This is a genomic window from Hymenobacter sp. 102 (assembly GCF_049949205.1).
Lineage (GTDB): Bacteria > Bacteroidota > Bacteroidia > Cytophagales > Hymenobacteraceae > Hymenobacter.
Genome location: NZ_CP188172.1, coordinates 1,886,922 through 1,906,393 on the forward strand (window position 1 = coordinate 1,886,922; position 19,472 = coordinate 1,906,393).

16 protein-coding genes and 1 tRNA gene are annotated in these 19,472 nt (G+C 59.4%); 6 read left to right on the plus strand and 11 right to left on the minus strand.

Annotated elements, in window-relative coordinates; all coding sequences use genetic code 11:
* Positions 1-23 precede the first annotated feature (23 nt).
* Positions 24-1,355, plus strand: a complete 1,332-nt coding sequence (locus ACN19L_RS08095; protein ID WP_426493011.1) for a hemolysin family protein — start codon at positions 24-26, stop codon at positions 1,353-1,355.
* 91 nt (positions 1,356-1,446) lie between these two features.
* On the opposite strand, the gene ACN19L_RS08100 is transcribed toward ACN19L_RS08095, so the two are convergent.
* From ACN19L_RS08100 to ACN19L_RS08130, 7 genes are all read right to left on the minus strand, one after another.
* On the minus strand, positions 1,447-1,962 hold the full coding sequence (locus ACN19L_RS08100) for a gamma carbonic anhydrase family protein (protein ID WP_426493012.1): 516 nt from the start codon (positions 1,960-1,962) through the stop codon (positions 1,447-1,449).
* Between the two features lie 27 nt (positions 1,963-1,989).
* Positions 1,990-2,973 (minus strand): radical SAM protein, encoded by a 984-nt coding sequence (locus tag ACN19L_RS08105; RefSeq protein WP_426493013.1) that lies wholly within the window; start codon positions 2,971-2,973, stop codon positions 1,990-1,992.
* A gap of 91 nt (positions 2,974-3,064) precedes the next feature.
* Positions 3,065-3,826 (minus strand): endonuclease III domain-containing protein, encoded by a 762-nt coding sequence (locus tag ACN19L_RS08110; protein ID WP_426493014.1) that lies wholly within the window; start codon positions 3,824-3,826, stop codon positions 3,065-3,067.
* Positions 3,827-3,913: 87 nt separating this feature from the next.
* Entirely contained in the window at positions 3,914-4,618 is a 705-nt protein-coding gene (locus tag ACN19L_RS08115; protein ID WP_426493015.1) for an OmpA family protein, read from the minus strand.
* Positions 4,619-4,976: 358 nt separating this feature from the next.
* Positions 4,977-5,711, minus strand: a complete 735-nt coding sequence (locus tag ACN19L_RS08120) for an OmpA family protein (RefSeq protein ID WP_426493016.1) — start codon at positions 5,709-5,711, stop codon at positions 4,977-4,979.
* A gap of 232 nt (positions 5,712-5,943) precedes the next feature.
* Positions 5,944-6,831 carry an acetyl-CoA carboxylase, carboxyltransferase subunit beta gene (gene accD / locus ACN19L_RS08125; protein WP_426493017.1) on the minus strand — a complete coding sequence of 296 codons (888 nt, stop codon included), beginning with the start codon at positions 6,829-6,831 and terminating at the stop codon, positions 5,944-5,946.
* Positions 6,832-7,210: 379 nt separating this feature from the next.
* Positions 7,211-8,263, minus strand: a complete 1,053-nt coding sequence (locus ACN19L_RS08130) for a class I fructose-bisphosphate aldolase (RefSeq protein WP_426493018.1) — start codon at positions 8,261-8,263, stop codon at positions 7,211-7,213.
* Between the two features lie 163 nt (positions 8,264-8,426).
* On the opposite strand from ACN19L_RS08130, the gene ACN19L_RS08135 reads away from it, so the two are divergent.
* Complete coding sequence (locus ACN19L_RS08135) at positions 8,427-9,434, plus strand: OmpA family protein (RefSeq protein ID WP_426493019.1); 1,008 nt, start codon at positions 8,427-8,429, stop codon at positions 9,432-9,434.
* A 108-nt stretch (positions 9,435-9,542) separates the two neighbouring features.
* On the opposite strand, the gene ACN19L_RS08140 is transcribed toward ACN19L_RS08135, so the two are convergent.
* The 3 genes from ACN19L_RS08140 to ACN19L_RS08150 all read right to left on the minus strand — a co-directional run bounded on the left by ACN19L_RS08140 (position 9,543) and on the right by ACN19L_RS08150 (position 14,913).
* Positions 9,543-12,287 carry a TonB-dependent receptor gene (locus ACN19L_RS08140; protein ID WP_426493020.1) on the minus strand — a complete coding sequence of 915 codons (2,745 nt, stop codon included), beginning with the start codon at positions 12,285-12,287 and terminating at the stop codon, positions 9,543-9,545.
* A 627-nt stretch (positions 12,288-12,914) separates the two neighbouring features.
* Positions 12,915-13,631 (minus strand): SGNH/GDSL hydrolase family protein, encoded by a 717-nt coding sequence (locus tag ACN19L_RS08145; RefSeq protein ID WP_426493021.1) that lies wholly within the window; start codon positions 13,629-13,631, stop codon positions 12,915-12,917.
* A gap of 142 nt (positions 13,632-13,773) precedes the next feature.
* On the minus strand, positions 13,774-14,913 hold the full coding sequence (locus ACN19L_RS08150; RefSeq protein ID WP_426493022.1) for a cystathionine gamma-synthase: 1,140 nt from the start codon (positions 14,911-14,913) through the stop codon (positions 13,774-13,776).
* Positions 14,914-15,087: 174 nt separating this feature from the next.
* Here ACN19L_RS08150 and ACN19L_RS08155 point away from each other — a divergent pair, with 174 nt between their 5' ends.
* A complete protein-coding gene (locus ACN19L_RS08155; RefSeq protein WP_426493023.1) occupies positions 15,088-15,813 on the plus strand; it encodes a TVP38/TMEM64 family protein in 726 nt (241 codons plus the stop codon).
* A gap of 130 nt (positions 15,814-15,943) precedes the next feature.
* A tRNA-Arg gene (locus tag ACN19L_RS08160) sits at positions 15,944-16,017 on the plus strand.
* A gap of 120 nt (positions 16,018-16,137) precedes the next feature.
* Here the strand turns inward: ACN19L_RS08160 and ACN19L_RS08165 are convergent.
* Positions 16,138-17,436 carry an MFS transporter gene (locus ACN19L_RS08165; RefSeq protein WP_426493024.1) on the minus strand — a complete coding sequence of 433 codons (1,299 nt, stop codon included), beginning with the start codon at positions 17,434-17,436 and terminating at the stop codon, positions 16,138-16,140.
* A gap of 302 nt (positions 17,437-17,738) precedes the next feature.
* On the opposite strand from ACN19L_RS08165, the gene ACN19L_RS08170 reads away from it, so the two are divergent.
* Complete coding sequence (locus ACN19L_RS08170; protein WP_426493025.1) at positions 17,739-18,755, plus strand: NAD(P)/FAD-dependent oxidoreductase; 1,017 nt, start codon at positions 17,739-17,741, stop codon at positions 18,753-18,755.
* 91 nt (positions 18,756-18,846) lie between these two features.
* Positions 18,847-19,173: a 2Fe-2S iron-sulfur cluster-binding protein gene (locus tag ACN19L_RS08175; RefSeq protein ID WP_125417987.1), complete on the plus strand. Its 327-nt coding sequence runs from the start codon at positions 18,847-18,849 to the stop codon at positions 19,171-19,173.
* Positions 19,174-19,472 lie beyond the last annotated feature (299 nt).

The window sequence follows — 19,472 nt, forward strand, 5'->3', positions numbered from 1 at the left end:
GGTTGAGTCCGGCTTCCGCATCTATGGGCTTACAGATACTTTTTACCGTTCTGCTGGTGTTGCTGAACGGCTTTTTCGTGGCAGCTGAGTTTGCTCTAGTTAAGGTGAGGGCTTCACAGATTGACCTGCGGGCCCAGCACGGCGACAAGCTGGCGCGCGAGACGCAGAAAATTCTGCACAACCTCAATGCCTACCTATCTGCCTGCCAGTTGGGTATTACGGTGGCCTCGCTGCTGCTGGGTTGGATTGGGGAAAGCGTAGCCGAAAAAGTAATCAGCGGAGCCCTGGGCCTGCTCAACCTCACGCTGGACCCTGAGTGGATGCACTGGGTATCCATCGGACTTTCCTTCACCTTCATCACCACCCTGCACATCGTTATTGGGGAGCAGGCTCCGAAGGTGCTGGCCCTGCAACGCTCCGAAATGGTGAGTCTGGCCGTGGCCTGGCCTTTGAAAATCGTGTACTGGGTGCTGCGGCCTTTTATCTGGCTGCTTGACCGCCTCAGCAACTTGGTGCTGTCCCTGTTCGGGGTGCACGCCATCCACGGAGAGGTAGCGCATACGTCGGAGGAAATCCGGGTGCTGCTGGATCAGAGCAAGCAAAGCGGCGAGATTCAGGACTCCGAGCACGAGCTGATTGAAAACGTGTTCGAATTCAATGACCGGATGGTGAAGCAGATTATGGTGCCGCGCACCAAGCTCTCGGCCATCGACGTGAATACGCCCCAGGATGCCGTGCTGGAAACCGTGTACAACGAGGGTTTCTCGCGGATTCCGGTGTACGAAGGCAACATTGATAACATCGTGGGCGTGCTCTACGTGAAAGACCTGCTGCAGATTATTCGTCGGCAGGAGCCCATTGAAGTGGCCCGCATCATGCGCCCGGCTTATTTTGTGCCGGAAACCAAAAAAATCAACCGGCTGATGCGCCAGTTTCAGCGCAAGCACATGCACATGGCCATCGTATCCGATGAGTTCGGTGGGGTATCGGGCATCGTGACCATGGAGGATATTGTAGAAGAGCTGGTAGGCGAAATCCAGGATGAGTATGACAATGAGGTGCCCGTGGTGGAAAAGGTGGCGGAAAATGAATACCGCGTGGATACGGCCACACCTATTTCCGACGCCAACGAGTACCTGCCCTACCCTTTGCCTGAGGGTGACGACTACGAAAGCGTGGGCGGCCTGCTGAACGTGCTGTACGGCAACATCCCGGAGGTCGGCGACGTGGCTGTACTTGATAACTACGAGTTCCGGGTGCTGAAGCGCTCCGGTCGCGCCGTGGAGCTGGTGCAGATTCGGGTGACCAACACTGAGGAGCGCGTAGAAGATACCGATGAGGCCCTGACGCTTTAATCCCGGCCTTCCCCCAAAAGAACGCCCCGCTCCGCCAAGTTTCTGGCAGAGCGGGGCGTTCTTTTGGGGCGGCATCTACGCCGGGGCGTGGCTACTGCTGAAACCAGCCGGCGTACATCTGGTAGTTGGCGGCCGTCTGGCGCATATTGGCACGCTGCTCCTCGCTCACCGGCTTGATTTTACGAGCCGGAATACCGGCGTACAGATAGCCTGGCTCGCACTGAGTGCCTTCGAGCACCACGGCTCCGGCGGCGATAATGCAGCCCGCGCCCACCACCGCCCGATCCATCACAATGGCTCCCATACCGATGAGCACGTCGTCCTCCACGGTGCAGCCGTGCACGATGGCTTTGTGTCCGATGCTGACCCGGGAGCCAATGACGGTGGCTGCTTTCAGGTAAGTGCAGTGAATCACGGCCCCGTCCTGAATGTTTGTCTCGTCGCCTACGCGGATGCTGTTGACGTCGCCGCGCACTACGGCCTGAAACCACACGGTGCAGCCCCGGCCCAGCGTCACGTCGCCCACTACAGTAGCATTATCAGCCAGAAAGCAGTCAGGCCCGAATTGCGGGTAGTTATCCTGCACGGGAAGAATGAGGGCGGGCATGGGAGAGTTGGTATGTGGTGAAAGGATTTAACGGGCCAGCATGCGTTTCCAAGTGCCTTTCTCCCAGTTATACTTGAGGGTGCTGGGCAGCGCCTGCCAGAAGTATTTACTGGTTTCCACGGCAAAGCTGGGCTGCATATAACAGTTGATGGTGCAGCCTTCGCACTGGGGCAGCCGGCCCTCCAGTGCCGCCAACTGCTGCACCGGAGAGGAATTATACAGCTCGTGCAGGCGGCCATCAATCGGGAATTTCTGCTCGCCCAGGTGGTAGCAGGGCAGCACCAACTCGTTGCTGGGCGAAATAACCAGCGTCGTGCTGGCGGCCCGGCATACGGGCGCGGCCACGTGGTTCCCCCCGTCGCGGCGGAGCTGGATAAAAGCCTCGTTCAAGTACACGCCCGGCCGCTTCCCAAAAGCCGACAGGTAATCCAATTCCTCCGCCGTAAGCTGCTCCCCGGTTTCTACGGAGTTGTACTCAAAGGCCGGGTTCAGAATCAACATCAGCTTATTAGGCTGCGTGATTTCCCGGTACACTTTTTCCAGGTCGGCCAGGTTTGCGCGGAACACGGTAAACAGGATATCCGGCCGCTCGCCCAGCTCCCGCGCTACGCGGATGCTTTCCAGCACGAAATCAAAGCAGGCCACGCCCCGGCCCTTATCGTGTACTTCCTTCTCGGAGGCATCCAGGGAGAAGTGCAGCATATCCACTTTGCCCCGCAGCCGCTCGGCATATTTAGGGTAGAGCAGGCAGTTGGTGGTGAGCGTGGTGATAAAGCCCATGTCGTGGGCCAGCCCCACAAACTCATGAATCTGGCGGTGCAGCAGCGGCTCACCGCCCGTAAAATCTATCACCGACACGCCCAGGCGCTGCAGGTCGCGCAGGTTCTGCTCCACATCGGCCAGAGTGATGTAGGGCGAAGGTTTCTCCCAAATGTCGCAAAAGGAGCACTTGGCATTGCACCGGTACGTGACGTAGTAATTACACAGAACCGGATGATTTACGAAGCGCATTTTCTGAGCTGTTAGCTGATGGCGGTTAGCTGTTAGCAGCAATGCCGCCCCAAAGCTAACAGCTAACCGCCATCAGCTAACAGCAAAAAGATTAATGCGGCAGTTTACCCCACCTCTCATCCCAGTGCATGGGTGTGGCTGCCAGGTCCGCCGCCGTGGCTGGGCCGAAGTGTTCCTGGTAGTAATTACAGAATCCTTTCAGGGGGCAGCGGGCACAGTCGGGCTTGGCGTAGAAGCAGACTTTCTGCCCATGCCAGTAGTTGTGTTTATGGAAGTTTAGCAGCGTAAGAGCATCTTTCGGTAGCTGCTCCAGCAGTACATGGTGGGCTTTTTCTACTGATACCGTAGGCCCGATCATGCCCACTCGCTGAGCTATGCGGTGTACGTGCGTATCAACGGGCAGCACGGGTTTGTGAAAGTTGAAAAGCAGTACTAACGAGGCCGTTTTCAAACCGATGCCCGGCATATCGTTTAGCCAGTGCATGGCTTGTTCGGTTGGCCATTCGGCCAGAAAATCCAGGCTAAACTCCCCCCGCTCCGCTTTGATACGGCGCAGAATTTCCTGAATACGCGGGGCCTGCGTGTCGGGCCAGCGGGTGGTTCGGATGGCGTGGGCCACCTCCGCAGTAGGCGCAGCCAGCACTCCAGCCCAGTCGCCGAAGGCTTCCAGCATCCGGTCGTAGGCCAGTTCCTCATCGGCGTGGGTGGTGCGGTGCGACAGAACCGTGGAAATCAGCTCCCGCATGGGTGAGCGGCGGGGCTTATCCAGCGTCAGTGAGGGATAAAACTGATTCAGGATAACGTGGTTTTCCTGGGTTTTGGCGGTTGGCGAGGAAGTGTAGGTGACGGGCATAGGGCACGGGTACAGAAGCACTCCAAACAGTACGGCCCCGCCACCAAACTGGTGACGGGGCCGCCTGAAAAACTACTCGCTTCGAGCTTAGATAGTGCCTTTCTCAGCAGCCTTCTTCAGCTTCTCGTTGGCGAAAATGGCCACTTCAACGCGGCGGTTCGCCACACGGCCAGCTTCCGTCGAGTTATCGGCAATAGGCTGGCTGGAACCGTAGCCGGTTACCGTGAAGCGCGAGGCATCTACGCCCTGCTGCTGGGTATAGTTCGCCACGGCCTGGGCCCGGCGCTGCGACAGAGGGTTGTTGATAGCATCGTTGCCGCTGGAGTCGGTGTGGCCTTCTACAATTACGTTGGTGTCGCCGTACTTGATGAGGGTTTTAGCCAGCTCCTTAATGTTGTCCTGGGCAGTAGCCGTCAGAGCCGACGAGTTCTTGGCGAACAGCAGACCCGAGTCAAAGGTGATTTTGATACCCTCGCCTACGCGCTCTACTTTAGCGCCGGCCATTTCCCTTTTCAGTTCGGCGGCCTGCTTATCCATGCGGCGGCCAATGAGGGCACCGGCACCACCACCCACGGCGGCACCAATAATAGCCCCCTTAGCCGTGCCCGACTTGCCACCAATTACGCGGCCCAGCACGGCACCACCGGCCGCCCCGCCCAGGCCGCCAATGACGGCACCTTTAGCGGTTTTGCTCCAGGGTTTCTTGGTAGTGGTGGTTTGCGCCTCGGCATAGTTGCTGCTCAGCAGCAGTACAGCCAGCATCAGGGCAAATAATGAACGAAGGTTCTTCATGAGGTTTGGGGGAGGTTAGTGTGTTGGTGTGAAGTAAAGAGAAAAGCAGCAAAAAGGATCAGTATCACAAGCAAACGGGAGGAGGTTACTGCCTTTCCTACCTCAGATTTGCAACCACCTTGCCAAAAACGGTTCTGCTGTCGGAAAATTATCAAAATACTTCTTACCTGCACCCGGAAGCCCGCGCCCCTGGCTCTCCCGGGGCGTTTTCCACTCTTATGCTCAGGCAGTTAAACCGCCAGAATTTAGTACCGCAAACAGTTCCGGTTTCCGGTAAATCAACTACCGGCGGCCTTTGTAGCGCACAAAAAAGCCACTTCCAGGGAAGTGGCTTTTTGATCTGCAAGATGGGTCTGAATTACAGCGTGCCTTTCTCAGCAGCCTTCTTCATTTTTTCGTTGGCAAAAATGGCAATTTCTACGCGGCGGTTAGCCTGTTTGCCCTCCATGGTGGTGTTATCGGCAATGGGCTGGCTGGAGCCGTAGCCTTGCGTGGTGATGCGGGCCGCATCAACGCCCTGCGAGGTAGTGTAGTTCGCCACGGCCTGGGCCCGACGCTCCGACAGCGGCTGGTTGATGGCGTCCGAACCCGTGTTGTCGGTATGGCCCTCAATCAGCACGTTGGTGTCGGGGTACTTTTTCAGCACCTCAGCCATTTTCTGGATTTCGGTCATCGAGGCAGCGCGCAGGTCGCTTTTGTTGGTATCAAAGAGGATGCCCGAGTCGAAGGTGATTTTAATACCCTCGCCTACGCGCTCCACTTTGGCATTCTGCATGTCGCGCTGCAACTCCTCCGCCTGTTTATCCATTTTCCGGCCGATCAGGGCTCCACCGGTACCGCCCACGGCAGCCCCGATAATTGCACCGGCGGCCGTACCGTTTTTACCACCAATTACGCGGCCCAGTACGCCGCCTACTACGGCACCGCCACCGGCCCCGATGATACCGCCTTTAGCGGTTTTGCTCATACCCGTCTTGCGCGGACCGGAGCCATTGGGTGCTTCCGGGATATTGGGGTTGCGGGTAGTGGCGCAGGAGCTTACGAAGAGCACGAAGGCCATCAGCAGCGTTAGAAGCGAATTGCGAGAAGTCATAGGAAGAGAAAAACTTGGTGGTGAGAAAAGAGCAGTTTGATTGGTTTTGCAGGTTCTTACTGCGGTTGGACTAAAAATGTTCGGCAAATATAGCCAGAAGGCTATGCCACGGGGTAAAAGAAAAAATACTGCGGGTCAGGCAAAGCAAAAAGCCCGTTAAACGCGCCGGACACGCATTTAACGGGCTATAGCCAAAAAGCTTGCCGATTTTTTTGGTATCGGCAACTCCATTTTACTCAGTTACGGTAGCCGGCTCATTAGCAGCCACTTCCACGGGCTTCAGCATCGTCAGCAGCTCGGTGAGTTTATTCTTTAGCTCTTTCCGGTCCACGATAAAATCGAGGAAGCCGTGCTCCAGCACAAACTCAGCACTCTGGAAGCCTTTGGGCAAGTCTTTACCTATTGTTTCCTTGATAACGCGGGGGCCGGCGAAGCCAATCAAGGCTCCCGGCTCGGCTATGTTAAAGTCGCCGAGCATGGCGAAAGAGGCCGTTACGCCACCCGTGGTCGGGTCGGTGAGCAGGGAAATGTAGGGCAGGCCGGCTTCGGAAAGCAGCGCCAGCTTGGCTGAGGTTTTGGCCATCTGCATCAGCGAATAGCCAGCCTCCATCATACGGGCCCCTCCAGAGCGCGAAATCATCAGGAAAGGCAACCGGTTCTGGCGGGCGTAATCAATGGCCCGGGCAATTTTCTCCCCCACTACCGAGCCCATCGAGCCCCCAATAAATTTGAAATCCATAGCGGCTACCACCAGCCCCAGGCCGTTCATCTGGCCGTGGGCCGAGCGCACGGCATCTTTCAGGCCGGTGCTGCGCTCCGTGGCGGCCACGCGCTGGGGGTAAGCTTTGGTATCCACAAAGTGCAGGGGGTCGGCCGAGTGCATATCAGCGTCCAGCTCCTGGTACTGGTGGTTATCGAAGAGAAAGTCGAAGTAGTCGGCAGCGTCAATCCGGTCGTGGTGGCCGCAGTTGCCGCAGGTGGACAGCAGGCGCTTGTGCTCGGCCATGGTAGCCACCGTTTTGCACTCGGGGCATTTGTACCAGAGGCCGTCGGGCGTCTCTTTTTTCTGCTCCGTGGGCGTTACAATGCCTTTTTCTTTGCGCTTAAACCAAGATGACATATCGAGAGGGGGTGCTTGAGTCAATAGAGAGGAGTGCCTGCAGGCTGCAACTGACGCACAGCTTTCACTGCCGAGGTGCAAGTTACGGCAGAATCCAACAGTGCGAAAGGTAAAGATAGTGATGGGGAAATGAGGTGACGAGAGAACAATTGACGGAGGACAAGGCGGACCGTCATTCCGAGCGAAGTCGATGAATCTCGCGTGCTGAGGTTGCAGTAGTAATTTCAACGAAGCGGGAGAGATGCTTCGGCCCCTGGCTTGATGCACCACATGCACAGCATGACAGATAGTTTGACGACCTCAGCACGCGAGATGCTTCGCCTTCAACTCTGCATGACGTTCTGTTCTGTTCTGTTCTGTTCTGTTCTGTTCTAGAAGGCTACGCCAGTGTAATCCGCTCATCCAGGTATACGTCCTGAATGGCGTGCAGCAAGTCAACACCTTCTGCGAAGGGCCGCTGGAAGGCTTTTCGGCCCGAAATAAGGCCCTGCCCACCGGCGCGCTTGTTAATTATGGCTGTGCGGATGGCCGCGTCCCGGTCGCCGGCGCCCAGGCTTTCGCCGCCGGAGTTGATAAGGCCGATGCGCCCCATGTAGCAGTTGGCCACCTGGTAGCGCGTCAGGTCGATGGGGTTATCGGTGCTGAGCTGCTCGTACATGGCCGGGTGAGTTTTGCCGAACTTCAGGGTTGAGAAGCCGCCGTTGTTTTCCGGGAGCTTCTGCTTGATAATGTCGGCCCCGATGGTAACGCCGAGGTGGTTGGCCTGCCCGGTGAGGTCAGCGGCAACGTGGAAATCCTTATCGGCGGTTTTAAAGGCGTTGTTGCGCAGGTAGCACCACAGCACCGTGGCCATCCCCAGCTCGTGGGCCCGCTCAAACGCCGCCGACACCTCCTGAATCTGCCGGCCCGACTCCTCGGAGCCAAAGTAAATGGTGGCACCCACCGCCGTGGCTCCCAGGTTCCAGGCCTCCTCCACCGAGCCAAACAGAATCTGGTCGTATTTATTGGGATAAGTCAGCAGCTCGTTGTGGTTGATTTTGACCAGAAACGGGATTTTGTGGGCGTAGCGCCGCGCCACCGTTCCGAAGGTACCAAATGTGGTAGCCACCGCATTGCAGCCCCCTTCCACGGCCAGTTTGATGATATTTTCGGGGTCGAAGTACAGGGGGTTTGGCCCAAACGAGGCCCCGGCCGTGTGCTCAATACCTTGGTCGACGGGCAGAATGCTCAGGTAGCCGGTGCCGGCCAAACGGCCGTGGTTGTAGAGCTGGCCCAGGCTGCGCAGCACCTGCGGAGTGCGGTTGCCGGGCACAAAGCACCGGTCCAGAAAGTCGGGGCCGGGCTGGTGCAGCTGCTCTTTCGGGAAGGTATGGCACTGGTAGTCCAGCAATGCGGCCGTTTCGGCGGGCAGGGAGTCGAGGATGGAAGCCATGAGGGAAGACGTTGGAAAAGGATGCGGAACCAGCCGTTTACGTAATGGCCGCCCCGGCAGCTACCGGTAGCACATCCGCCGCCGGGGCCTTACCTTGCCGCCCGGAAGCCGCTACAGCCATCTAGCCGGTATTTCCGCTTGTCTCTCCTGATTCCTTTCTGCCGTGAAACACTTTCCCGCTTTTGCTTTCTGCGCGCTGCTGGCCGCCTCTGCCCTGCCCGGCTGCGTAGCCTCCAAAAAATACGACGACCTGAAAGCCCGCCAGACTGCCACCGAACAAGCCAAAACCGAGGCGGAGCAGCAATACCGCAAAGCCGTGACGGAATTGAAAAAATCTTCGGATGAGCTGGCCCAGCTGCGCCTGGAAACCCGCCGTCTGGTAGACGATTCTACCGAAACCGGCCGCAACCTACGCCGCACCCGCCAACTCAACACCCAGCTCACCGACAGCTACGATAAGCTGCTGAAGAACTCCGACCGCGCCATGGCCGATAAATCGGCCGACTACAACAAAGTAGCCAAGGACCTGGCCCGCCGTGAGGCCGAGCTGGGCGAGCTGGATACCAACCTGCGCAAGAGCCGCGCCGACATCGACAAACTCACTGCCGACCTCACGGCCCGGGAAGCCAAGCTGGCCGAGCTGCAAAAAGCCCTGGCGGAGAAAGACCGGGCCGTAGATGCCCTCAAAGCCAGCGTGAGCAACGCCCTGCGCGGCTTCCAGGGCACCGACCTGCAGGTAAAGATGAAGGACGGCAAGGTGTACGTGTCCCTTTCGGAGCAGCTCCTGTTCAAATCAGGCTCCACGAAAGTAGACCCCAAAGGCCAGGAAGCGCTGAAGCAGCTGGCCACGGTGCTCCAGCAGCAGCCCGACGTGAACGTAGTAGTGGAAGGCCACACCGATAACGTACCCTTCAGCCGCCCGGCCGGGGCCATGCAGGACAACTGGGACCTGAGCGTGCTGCGCGCCACCGAAATTGCCCGCCTGCTCACCACGGGCGGCGTAGCACCGGAGCGCGTGACGGCCTCGGGCCGCAGCCAGTACGTGCCCGTAGCCTCCAACGACTCGCCCCAGAACAAAGCCCTGAACCGCCGCACCGAAATCATCCTGACGCCCAAACTCAACGAGCTGCTGAAAATTTTGGACAGCAACTCCACAGCAGGCGGGAAGTAGGGTTTCAGCTTGCTCCACAAATAGCCCCGATACTATCGAATACAAAACGGCCGGCTCCCTGTGCAGGAAGCCGGCCGTCTTGTATTCAGCTCAAAAGCCGTTGAACCATTAGAACGACACGTTTACGCGGCCGAAATAAAAGGCGCCGCTGTAGCCGAACTGGTTGGAGCTGTACGGGAAGCGGCCCCGGTTGGTAGCATCCAGCGTGGAATAGGTTAGGCTTTGCTCGTTGTTGTTGGGGTCCTGGTAGAGCCGGTCCGGATAGACGTTGAACAGGTTGTTGACCCCGATGCTCACGCCTACATTCTTGAGCACCTGGGCGCTGAGCACCAAATCCGTCACCCACTTGGCCGAGAAGGTCTGGTCGATGAAGGAACGGTCGGGGTTGGCATCCTTGGTCTGGATTTCCCCGAAGCGCACGGTGCGCAGGTTCACGCTGAAGATTTTGTAGCCGTAGTCGGCGCTGAGGTTGATTTTGCTGCGGGGCTGGCCGTTTTCGAGGCGGGCCCGCTGGGCCCGGTCAAACAGTGTATTCTGCAGGCTGGGGTTAGCGTCAATAAAAGCCGAGCTGTTGAAACGGCGCACGGTGGTTTCGTTGAAGTTGGCCGCCGCCGTGAGGGTCAGGCGGCTGTCGGGCCCTAGCTGCAGGCGCTCATTAGCCACAATATCCAAACCCCGGGTGCGGGTGTTCACGGCGTTGGCGAAAAACTGGATGCCCTGCACCGGCAGCGTGCCCAGAATCTGGTTGACGGCGGCGTTGCTGCGGTTGAACTGGCTGCTGAGCACAATTCGGTCCCGGATGTCAATCTGGTAGGCGTCCACTGTTAGGGTAATCGTGCGGAGCACCCGCGCCGTGAGGCCCAGGCTGTAGTTCTTCGATTTCTCCTGCTTCAGGGAGCCGATGCCGAAGGCACGAGTCAGAGGGTCGTCGTTGTTGGTGGTGAGCACCTCGCGCAACTCCCCGCTGGTAAACTGGGTGCTGGAGTTGGTGAAGTAGCGCTGCTGCAGGGAGGGGGCCCGGAAGCCATTGCCCAGGTTGCCGCGCACGGCCAGGTCGGGCAGAATGCTGTAGCGGGCGGCCAGCTTACCGCTCACGTTGTTGCCGAAATCAGAATACCGCTCGGCCCGGCCGGCCACGCTCACCAGCAGTTTTTCGGTGATGTCACTCTCCAGGTCCACGTAACCGGCCACGTTGGTGCGGGTGCGGTCGGTGGCGTCGCGGGGGGTGTAGCCGGGGAAGCCCTGGGAACCGAAGGCGGCGCGGGCCCCGTTCACGGTGCGGGTACCGGCCAGATAAGACCCTTCTTCTCCGGCTTCAATTTCAAACATATCGGTGCGAAATTCGCCCCCGAAGGCCACATTCAGGGTACTCAGGGCGGGCACGCTGGTAAACTTGCGCGAGAAGCCCAGGTTCACCGTGTTCTGCTGGAAAGTGAGCGTACCGGCGTAAAAATCCGTGGGGCTGGTGCCCTGGGGCAAGGAAGCGTTGAGCGTGTTCGTGACGTCGTAGCGCAGGCTGTTGCGGCCGTAGGTGTTGCTCAAATCGGCCGCGAAGCCCAGCACCGTGCCCCGGATGCCGGTAATTAGAGAGGCATCATCCACGGTGCTGTTGATGAAGGGCAGGTAACCGTTGGGGTAAATCGTCAGGTCGCTCTGGGTGGCCTGGTTGGGCAGGCGGTAAAGAGCTCCGGCCCGGCCGGTGCGACGGGTAAGGCCGCCAGCCGCATACACCTCCATGTTGAGAGCGGGTGCCACCGTGTAGGCGGCATTCACGAAGCCCCCGTAGGTGCGCACGTCGGAGCTACCCACCCGGATATTGCGGCGGTTGAAGCCGCGCTGGGCCACCAGGGCATCATCCTGGGCTTTCAGGTCGCGCTTCTGCTGGTCGGAAAGGCCGCTGGGATAGTTGCCGTTGCTGCCCAGGTAAATCAGCGGGGCCGTATCGGGGCGGCTACGGTCTACAAAAGAGCGGTTGCTGAACTGCCCACTCACATCTATAAAGCCCCTGCGCCCCAGCCCGAAGCCGGCATTGGCATCGGCCTGAAACAACTCTCCGTCGCCTTCCACCGTCTGGCCCACGGTGCTGCTGGTTTGCACGCCGGTGGTGTCGTCCTTAAGCTGAATATTGATGACGCCGGCAATGGCGTCGGAGCCGTACTGGGCGGCCGCACCTTCGCGCAGCACCTCTATGCGCTTGATGGCGGCCGGCGGGATGACGTTCATATCCGTACCCACCGAACCGCGGCCGGGGGTGCCGTTGATGTTCACCAGGGCCGAGGTGTGCCGGCGCTTGCCGTTCACCAGCACCAGCACCTGGTCGGGCCCAAGGCCGCGCAGGGTGGCCGGGTCCACAAAGTCGGTTCCGTCGGTTACCGTCTGGCGCGTACTTTGGAACGACGGAGCAATATAAGTCAGGATCTGGGTGACATCCGTTTGGGCGTAGGCCTTGATTTCCCGAGCCGAAATCACATCGACGGGCGAAGTAGTCAGGATGTTGGAGCGCCCTTCGGTGGCCCGGGAGCCGGTTACTACCACTTCGTTCAGGGTAGTTTCGTTGTCCTGCAGGCGCACATCCAGGCTGGTGCGGCCGCTAAGGGGCAGCTGCTGGGTGGTAGCCCCGATGGCGGAGAAAACCAGCGTGGCGGTGGGCGCCACTTCCAGCCGGTAACGGCCGTCGGCATCGGTGCTGGTGCCGTTGCTGGTGCCGCGTTCCAGTACCGTTACGCCGGGCTGGCCTTCACCAGCGGCATTGGTTACGCGCCCCGATACGCTGATATTCTGAGCAACGGCGGCCAAGCTAGTCAACGACAACGCCGTTACCAACCCTAACTGAGGGGAGAATAGATGATTCATACGCAAAAAGAAAAAAGAGAAAACAATCCCTGCTTCGCCCGCACAGGGCCGGGCAGCAGGCCCAACGCACAACATTCGGCGCGCTGCTCCAGCCGGACCTTCACCACGGAGAAGCCCGGCCGCTGGCTGGCAGCTACAAGTCAGTAAACAAGAAGGCAAGCTTCTTCCCGGGGGCCCTTAGCCCGCATACGCACCACGCAGCGGCTTGGCTGGTAGCGTTCAGCTCAGAAGAAAACTTAACTATAGTGAAAACGGCCTGGGTAGTCGCACCCTGCCAAAAGCTACTTTCAACAACAGCAACAGCACCCTGCACCTGGCCCGCAAACGGGCTGAGCGGAGGTGACGGAGGCAAAGCGGGCAGTTGTCAGCCGGTTTGCCTGCAAAGCAAGAGCGGCTGAGAGGTAATGTTTCACGCGGCAAAAATAAAAACGCCCCCGAAGCCAGTGGCCTCCGGGATAAGTGCGAGTACTACAGCCAGCAGACGGTTTTGTTTGTTGCCCCAACAATTATGTGAAACCGGGAAGCCTCCTACCGCGCATATCAGCCAGACTGGGGGGCAGCACAACTACTCACCGTACACATAATGTGCGGCAGCATCGGCCCCGGAGAGATAAAGTGCGGGGGTGCTTATTTCAGCAGCAACCGCACTACCGGCAGTGCCCGATTGGCCCATTGGCTCATATGCAAGCCGGAGTAGTGCAAGCCGTCCGGCGCAAACTGAGCGGGGTCGGACCTGGTGTTACGAGTCAGGTCGGTGATGTCCACAAACTCTACCGTCACTCTTGAACATTCTTCGCGGGCCACAGCATTGAACTGGTCGATTTCCGTGCTGATGCGGGTCTGGGAGTAGCTGCGCCCGACCGGAGTCTGCCCCCAGTCGGGAATGGACAGCACGAATACGCGCCGGGACCGGCCGCCGGCAAACCCAATGGCCGTTTGCAGCAGCTGCCGAAACTCGGTGCGGTACGTAGCCAGCGGCAGGCCCCGGTACTGGTTGTTTACCCCAATCATCAACGACACCAGCCCGTAGGTTTTCTGTACGTTGGCCGCTGCAATGGCCTGCTGCAGCTCCCCGGTAGTCCAGCCGGTTTGGGCAATGATGTCGGGGGTTTGCACACCTTCTGCCTGGGCCAGTTGGGCCAGCTGCACGCCCCACCGGTCGGTGGCCGGCACGCTCTGCCCAATGGTGTACGAGTCGCCCAGGGCCAGGTAGCTTACCGTGCCAGCCGGAGCGGTAGGAACGGGAGCGGGCGGAGCCGGGCTGGGTGCGGGTGCGGAAGTCGGTTCGGTACAGCCGGCCAGCACCAGAAGCAGCAACCAGACACATCGAAAATGAAGCAGCATCAGTAACGAGTTAACGCGGGCACATACGGCAGGAAGCTACCCGCAGATTGGCCCGCTTCGAGCCATACATCATCAACGCACAACGCCCCCGCAACTGTTCGTTTACGGGGGCGTTGTGCATTTGCAGCACTTTGTCAGCGGCTTAGCCAATAGCCTGCTTCAGGTCCTCAATCAGGTCTTCGGCATCCTCAATCCCCACACTCAGACGAATCAATGAATCAGACAGGCCCGCTTTACGGCGCTCCTCGGCCGGGATGCTGGCGTGCGTCATGGTGGCGGGGTGGCCCGAGAGGCTTTCCACACCGCCTAGGCTTTCGGCCAGGGAGAACAGCTGGAATTTCTCCAGGCAGGCAATGGCGTCCTCTTTCCGGTCGCCCTGCAGCACAAAGGAAATCATGCCGCCAAAGTCGCGCATCTGCCGGGCCGCCACGGCGTGGTTGGGGTGGTCCGGGAAGCCGGGCCAGTACACTTTCTCCACTTTGGGGTGAGCCTTCAGGTACTCGGCCACTTTGCGGCCGTTTTCGCAGTGGCGCTGCATGCGCACGTGCAGGGTTTTAAGGCCGCGCAGCACCAGGAAGCAGTCCTGGGGGCCGGGTGTGCCACCGCAGGCGTTCTGGTAGAAGCTCAGGCGCTGGTGCAGTTCGTCGTCGTTTACCACTACGGCCCCCATCACCACGTCGGAGTGGCCGCCCATGTACTTGGTGAGCGAGTACATCACCATATCGGCACCCAGCTCCAGCGGAGTTTGCAGGTAAGGCGTGCTGAACGTGTTATCTACCACCAGCAGAGCCCCGGCCTTCTTGGCCACGGCCGAGGCGGCGGCAATATCAATCACGTTGAGCAGCGGATTGGTGGGCGTTTCCACCCAAATCAGCTTGGTACGCTCGGTTACGGCAGCTTCTACGGCCGTCATATCGTGCATAGGCACGAAGTGGAATTTGATGCCGTAGGCGGCATACACTTTCGTAAAGAGGCGGTAAGAGCCGCCGTACAGGTCGTTGGTGCTGATAACCTCGTCGCCGGGCTGCAGCAGCTTCACGATACAGTCGATGGCCGCCATACCAGTGGCAAATGCCAGGCCGTGCTTGCCATTATCCAGGGCCGCCAGCGCGTCCTGCAGCTGCGTGCGGGTGGGGTTGTGGGTACGCGAGTACTCAAAGCCTTTGTGGTCGCCGGGGGAGCGTTGCACGTAGGTTGAGGTCTGGTAGATGGGCGTCATAATGGCCCCGGTAGTGGGGTCGGGGTGCACGCCGGCATGGATGGCTTTGGTTCCGAATTTCATATTGCAGAGCGTCGAAGCGGTAGTGGAGTTGGGCGGTACGCGTTTGGACGGGCAAAGGTAGCGGGGTTTTGGCAGTAAGTTTTGGTGGTGATTGACTGAGCGTAGCCTTCCGGGCCATAGTTACGTTGTTACCTTCGGGCCCGCCTGTTTCTGCCGGTTCCTTTGCTTCTGCTTATGTCCTTCTTCCAAGAGCTTTTCGCCCAGAACAAATCCACCCTGATTTCGCTGGTGCTGCTTACCGTGCTGCCGCTGGTGGGCGACAGTGTGCTGACCTGGACGCTCCACGAAAACCAGCAGTGGCTCGTGCATCCCTCGGCCTTGCAGATGCTGCTGTACTTCGTAGTAGTGGCCCTCACCATGACGCTCTCCCTTACCCACACCACCATGGTAGTGCTGGTAACGGCGTTTTTCTTTGGCTGGCCAGGTTTTGCCGGGATGCTACTTACTTATATGCTGGCGGCCTACGGGGGCTACCTGATTGCTCATTCCCTGGATCAGGGCAAGCTCACCAGCCTGCTGGAGCGGTTTCCCAAGGCCCACGCCATTATGCAGGAACTGCGCCGCGACAGTTGGCGGCTGGTCTTGCTCACGCGCCTGTCGCCGGTGCTGCCGTTTGCCCTCATTACTTTTATTCTGGCGGTGGTGGGTGTGCCGAAGCGGCAGTTCCTCACAGCGTCGGTGGTAGGAATGCTACCCCGTACCCTGTTCTTTTATTGGCTGGGCACCAAGGCTCAGGATGTGTTGCAGCTGATTCAGGACCCCGATACGGGTACCGCTGGTAAGGTGCTGGTAGTAGTGCTGATGGCGGTATCGTTGTTCGGACTATACTTCCTGTTTACCCAGGCTCTGAAGCGGGCATTGGCCACAGGGGCTGAAAAAGAGCAAAAAAATTTCAGCTGAATTTCAGCACCTTGTATCCTTTCGCCCGGAATTTGAGCAGTTTTTTTTGCAGCCGGCTTGCACCGCCCGGTTTTTCCCCTCTATCTTTGCACAACCAAAACGGAGAAACGCTCCCGAAACGGTAAAAAATGGTTGCGTAGCTCAATTGGATAGAGCATCTGACTACGAATCAGAAGGTTTAAGGTTCGACTCCTTACGTGACCACTTTAGTACAACAAAACCCCGATTCTGCCGCAGAATCGGGGTTTTGTGTTTTCAGTGCCCGCCGCGCCGTTGCGCCCCGACCTAGCACGATGCCGGAAGCGGCCCACTGCACCACGCTGGCTATTGCTTCGGCTGGTCGCTGAATGCCGTTTCGGGCATGGTGAGCACCACCGGCAGTACCAGCAGCCCCACCAGAGCAATCATGGCTCCGGGCACCAACGGCCAGCCGGTGCGGGCAATCAGCAGCTCGGCCAGGAAGGGCGTGAGGCCACCGAAAACGGCCGTGGCGGCCGTGGCTCCCAGCGCCAGCCCGCTCAGGCGGCCTTCGCCGGGAAACTGCTCGGCGGTGGCGGCGGCCCCTACGGCACTGACGCCGCCCGCCACTGCGGCCAGGGCTACTGCCCCACCCACTGCCTGCCAGGAGCTACCCCCGCGCATCAGCGAAAACAGGGTGATGGGTAACAAGGCGCTGAATCCGGCCAGCACAGCCAGCACAGGCTTGCGTCCCCACCGGTCGGACAGGGCCCCAACCACCGGCGTTACCAGCACCACTACCACCGCGGCAATGGTGGAGAGCCCCAGCGCCTCGCTTTCCGGCCGCTGCCCGGTAGTGGCCAGAAAGGTGGGCACGTAGGTAATGCCCACATAGTAGGTGATGGAGCCTAGTGCTGAAATGCTGAATGTGCGCAGAATAGCGGGCCGGTGGTGGCGCAACGTGTAGCGCAGCGGCGCGGTGGGCACAGTGCCCGCCTCCTGCTGCCGCTCAAAATCCGGCGACTCCTGCATGGTGGACCGGGCCAGCCACACGCCGCCCGCCAAGGCCGCTCCCAGCAGAAAAGGCAGCCGCCAGCCCCAGGTATCGACGGCGGCGGCAGGCAGCGCCGCTACCAGCAATGCGCAGACGCCCACCGCCAGCAATGCCCCCACCTCACTGGCCGCCGCCGCCAACGACGTGACGAACCCGCGACGACCCGGCCGGGCCCCTTCCAGCAGATACGCCACCACGCCGGTATATTCTCCGCCCACCGAAAACGCCATCAGACAGCGCAGCAGCAACAGCAACCAGCCCGCCAGCCCACCCAGCTGCGCACGGGTAGGCAGCAGCGCCGTCGCCAGCATGGCACCCGTCATCAGGGCCATGGAAAGCAGCATCATCCGCCGACGGCCGTGCCGGTCGCCGATGTGCCCGAAGAATACTGCTCCCAACGGCCGCATCAGGTACGATACGGCAAAGCCGCCCAGAGCCGTCAGCAGCGACGCCGTTCCTGCCCCGAAAAACACCCGCGACAACACCGTGGCGAAGTACAGACATAGCGTGAAATCGTACCACTCAATGATAGTGGAGCACGCCGCTACCAGCAGAGAGGTGCGGGAAAGTGCCGCGCGCGGCGCGGTTTGAACGGGTACGGAGGGCTGCACGGGCGGGAACTTGGCTACGGGGAAAGCACCGGATGAACGAACCGGTTTCGGCAAGCTACCAGATCAGCCGTAAATCCCCACAGTACCCTCGGCGGCACACTGTTTTCGCGGCTCCGTTTGCCCCCTGGGTGCATAGTTTTGCCCCAGTACTCCGGGCTGAGGGATACCTCCCTATCTTTGCGCCCGCATAACGCCCGCCACGTAGTCATTTTGCCGTTCAGGCCAACGATTTGTGGGGGTTGGCTGTTTAGCCAATGGCCTGGAGTACGCAGGCCTATTGTTCCGTTTTTCGCTGTTGTTGCATGACCAATTCCATTTCCACCGATATCTGCATTATCGGGGCCGGCCCGGTAGGGCTGTTTGCCGTATTTGAAGCCGGACTGCTGAAGCTGCGCTGCCACGTGGTGGATGCCCTGCCCCAGGTAGGTGGTCAGCTGTCGGAAATCTACCCCAAGAAGCCGATCTACGACATTCCGGGCTTCCCGGAGGTGCTGGCCGGTGATTTGGTAACCAACCTGATGCGGCAGATTGAGCCCTTCCACCCCACCTTTACGCTGGGTGAGCGGGTAGAAGGCTACCGCAAGCTGGAGGACGGCTCGTTCGTGGTAACCACCATCGACGGTACCGAAATCCACTGCAAAGCCATTGCCATTGCCGGCGGCCTGGGCTCCTTCGAGCCCCGCAAGCCCGCCATCGAGAGCCTGACCGATTTTGAAGGCGGCAAAGGCGTATACTACATGGTGCGCGACCCGGAAACCTTCCGCAACCAGCGCCTGGTCATTGCCGGCGGCGGCGACTCGGCCCTTGACTGGACCATCTTCCTGGCCGATGTAGCCAAGGAAGTAACCCTGGTACACCGCGGCACCACGTTCCGCGGCGCGGCCGACTCGGCCGAGAAAGTGAAGAATCTGCACGAAGCGGGCCGCGTGAAGCTGGTGCTGAGCAGCAACGTAACCCACGTACACGGCAACGGCCGCCTCAACGCCGTGACCATCACGGCCAACTCCGGCGAGACGGAGCAGGTGGACGTGGATTCGTTTATTCCCCTGTTCGGCCTCACGCCCAAGCTGGGTCCGATTGGCGACTGGGGCCTGGAAATTGAGGACGACGCCGTGAAGGTGAACACGCTGGACTACTCCACCTCGGAGCCCGGCATCTTCGCCATCGGCGACATCAACACCTACCCCGGCAAGCTCAAGCTCATCCTCTGCGGCTTCCACGAGGCGGCCCTGATGTGCCAGGGTGCCTTCAAGTACATCTACCCCGACAAAAAGTACACCCTCAAATACACCACCGTAAACGGGGTACCTACTTTGTAGAAGTGAATGAGTAAATGGGTAAATGAGTAATGACCGTTACGGCTTCCTCATTCACCCATTTACTCATTCACTCATTCACTCATTGCAGATTATGACTGACGACGTACGCGTATATGTAGAGGAGGCGCCCGGCCAGCGGCGCGAGATTCAGGCCCCGACGGATATGGGTCTGAGCCTGATGGAGGTGATGAAGGCCGATGGCTACGATATTCAAGCTACCTGCGGCGGCATGGCCCTGTGCGGCACCTGCCACGTGGAAGTGCTGGCCGGCCCCGAGCTGCCCGAGCCCTCCGACGACGAGCTGGCCATGCTGGAAAGCCTGCCGGTGATGACGCAGGGCAGCCGCCTCTCCTGCCAAATCCGGCTGCACCCGCGCATGGATGGGCTGGTAGTGCGCCTGATGCCCCAGGACGCGTAACGGCTGAAATCATACGAAAGAAAAATAGCACATGGCACCTAGCTATGTGCTATTTTTCTTTATATAACTCAGGCAAGAATATTCCCCATTTAGCCGTTAGTGAATCAGCCTATTTACTTTGTTATGTATGGGAATCCATTTTATATCCAAATGCAGCGGGCTGCTATTACTTGGGGGCCTAGCGAGTAATTCTGTCAAAGCCCAACGCGCCCTGGAAATCAGTGGCAGTATGGGGGTGTCGTTGTCGGCAGCCAGCCTTGGACCTTCTGCTGTGCCACCGGGTTTTAGTGCCGGGGGCT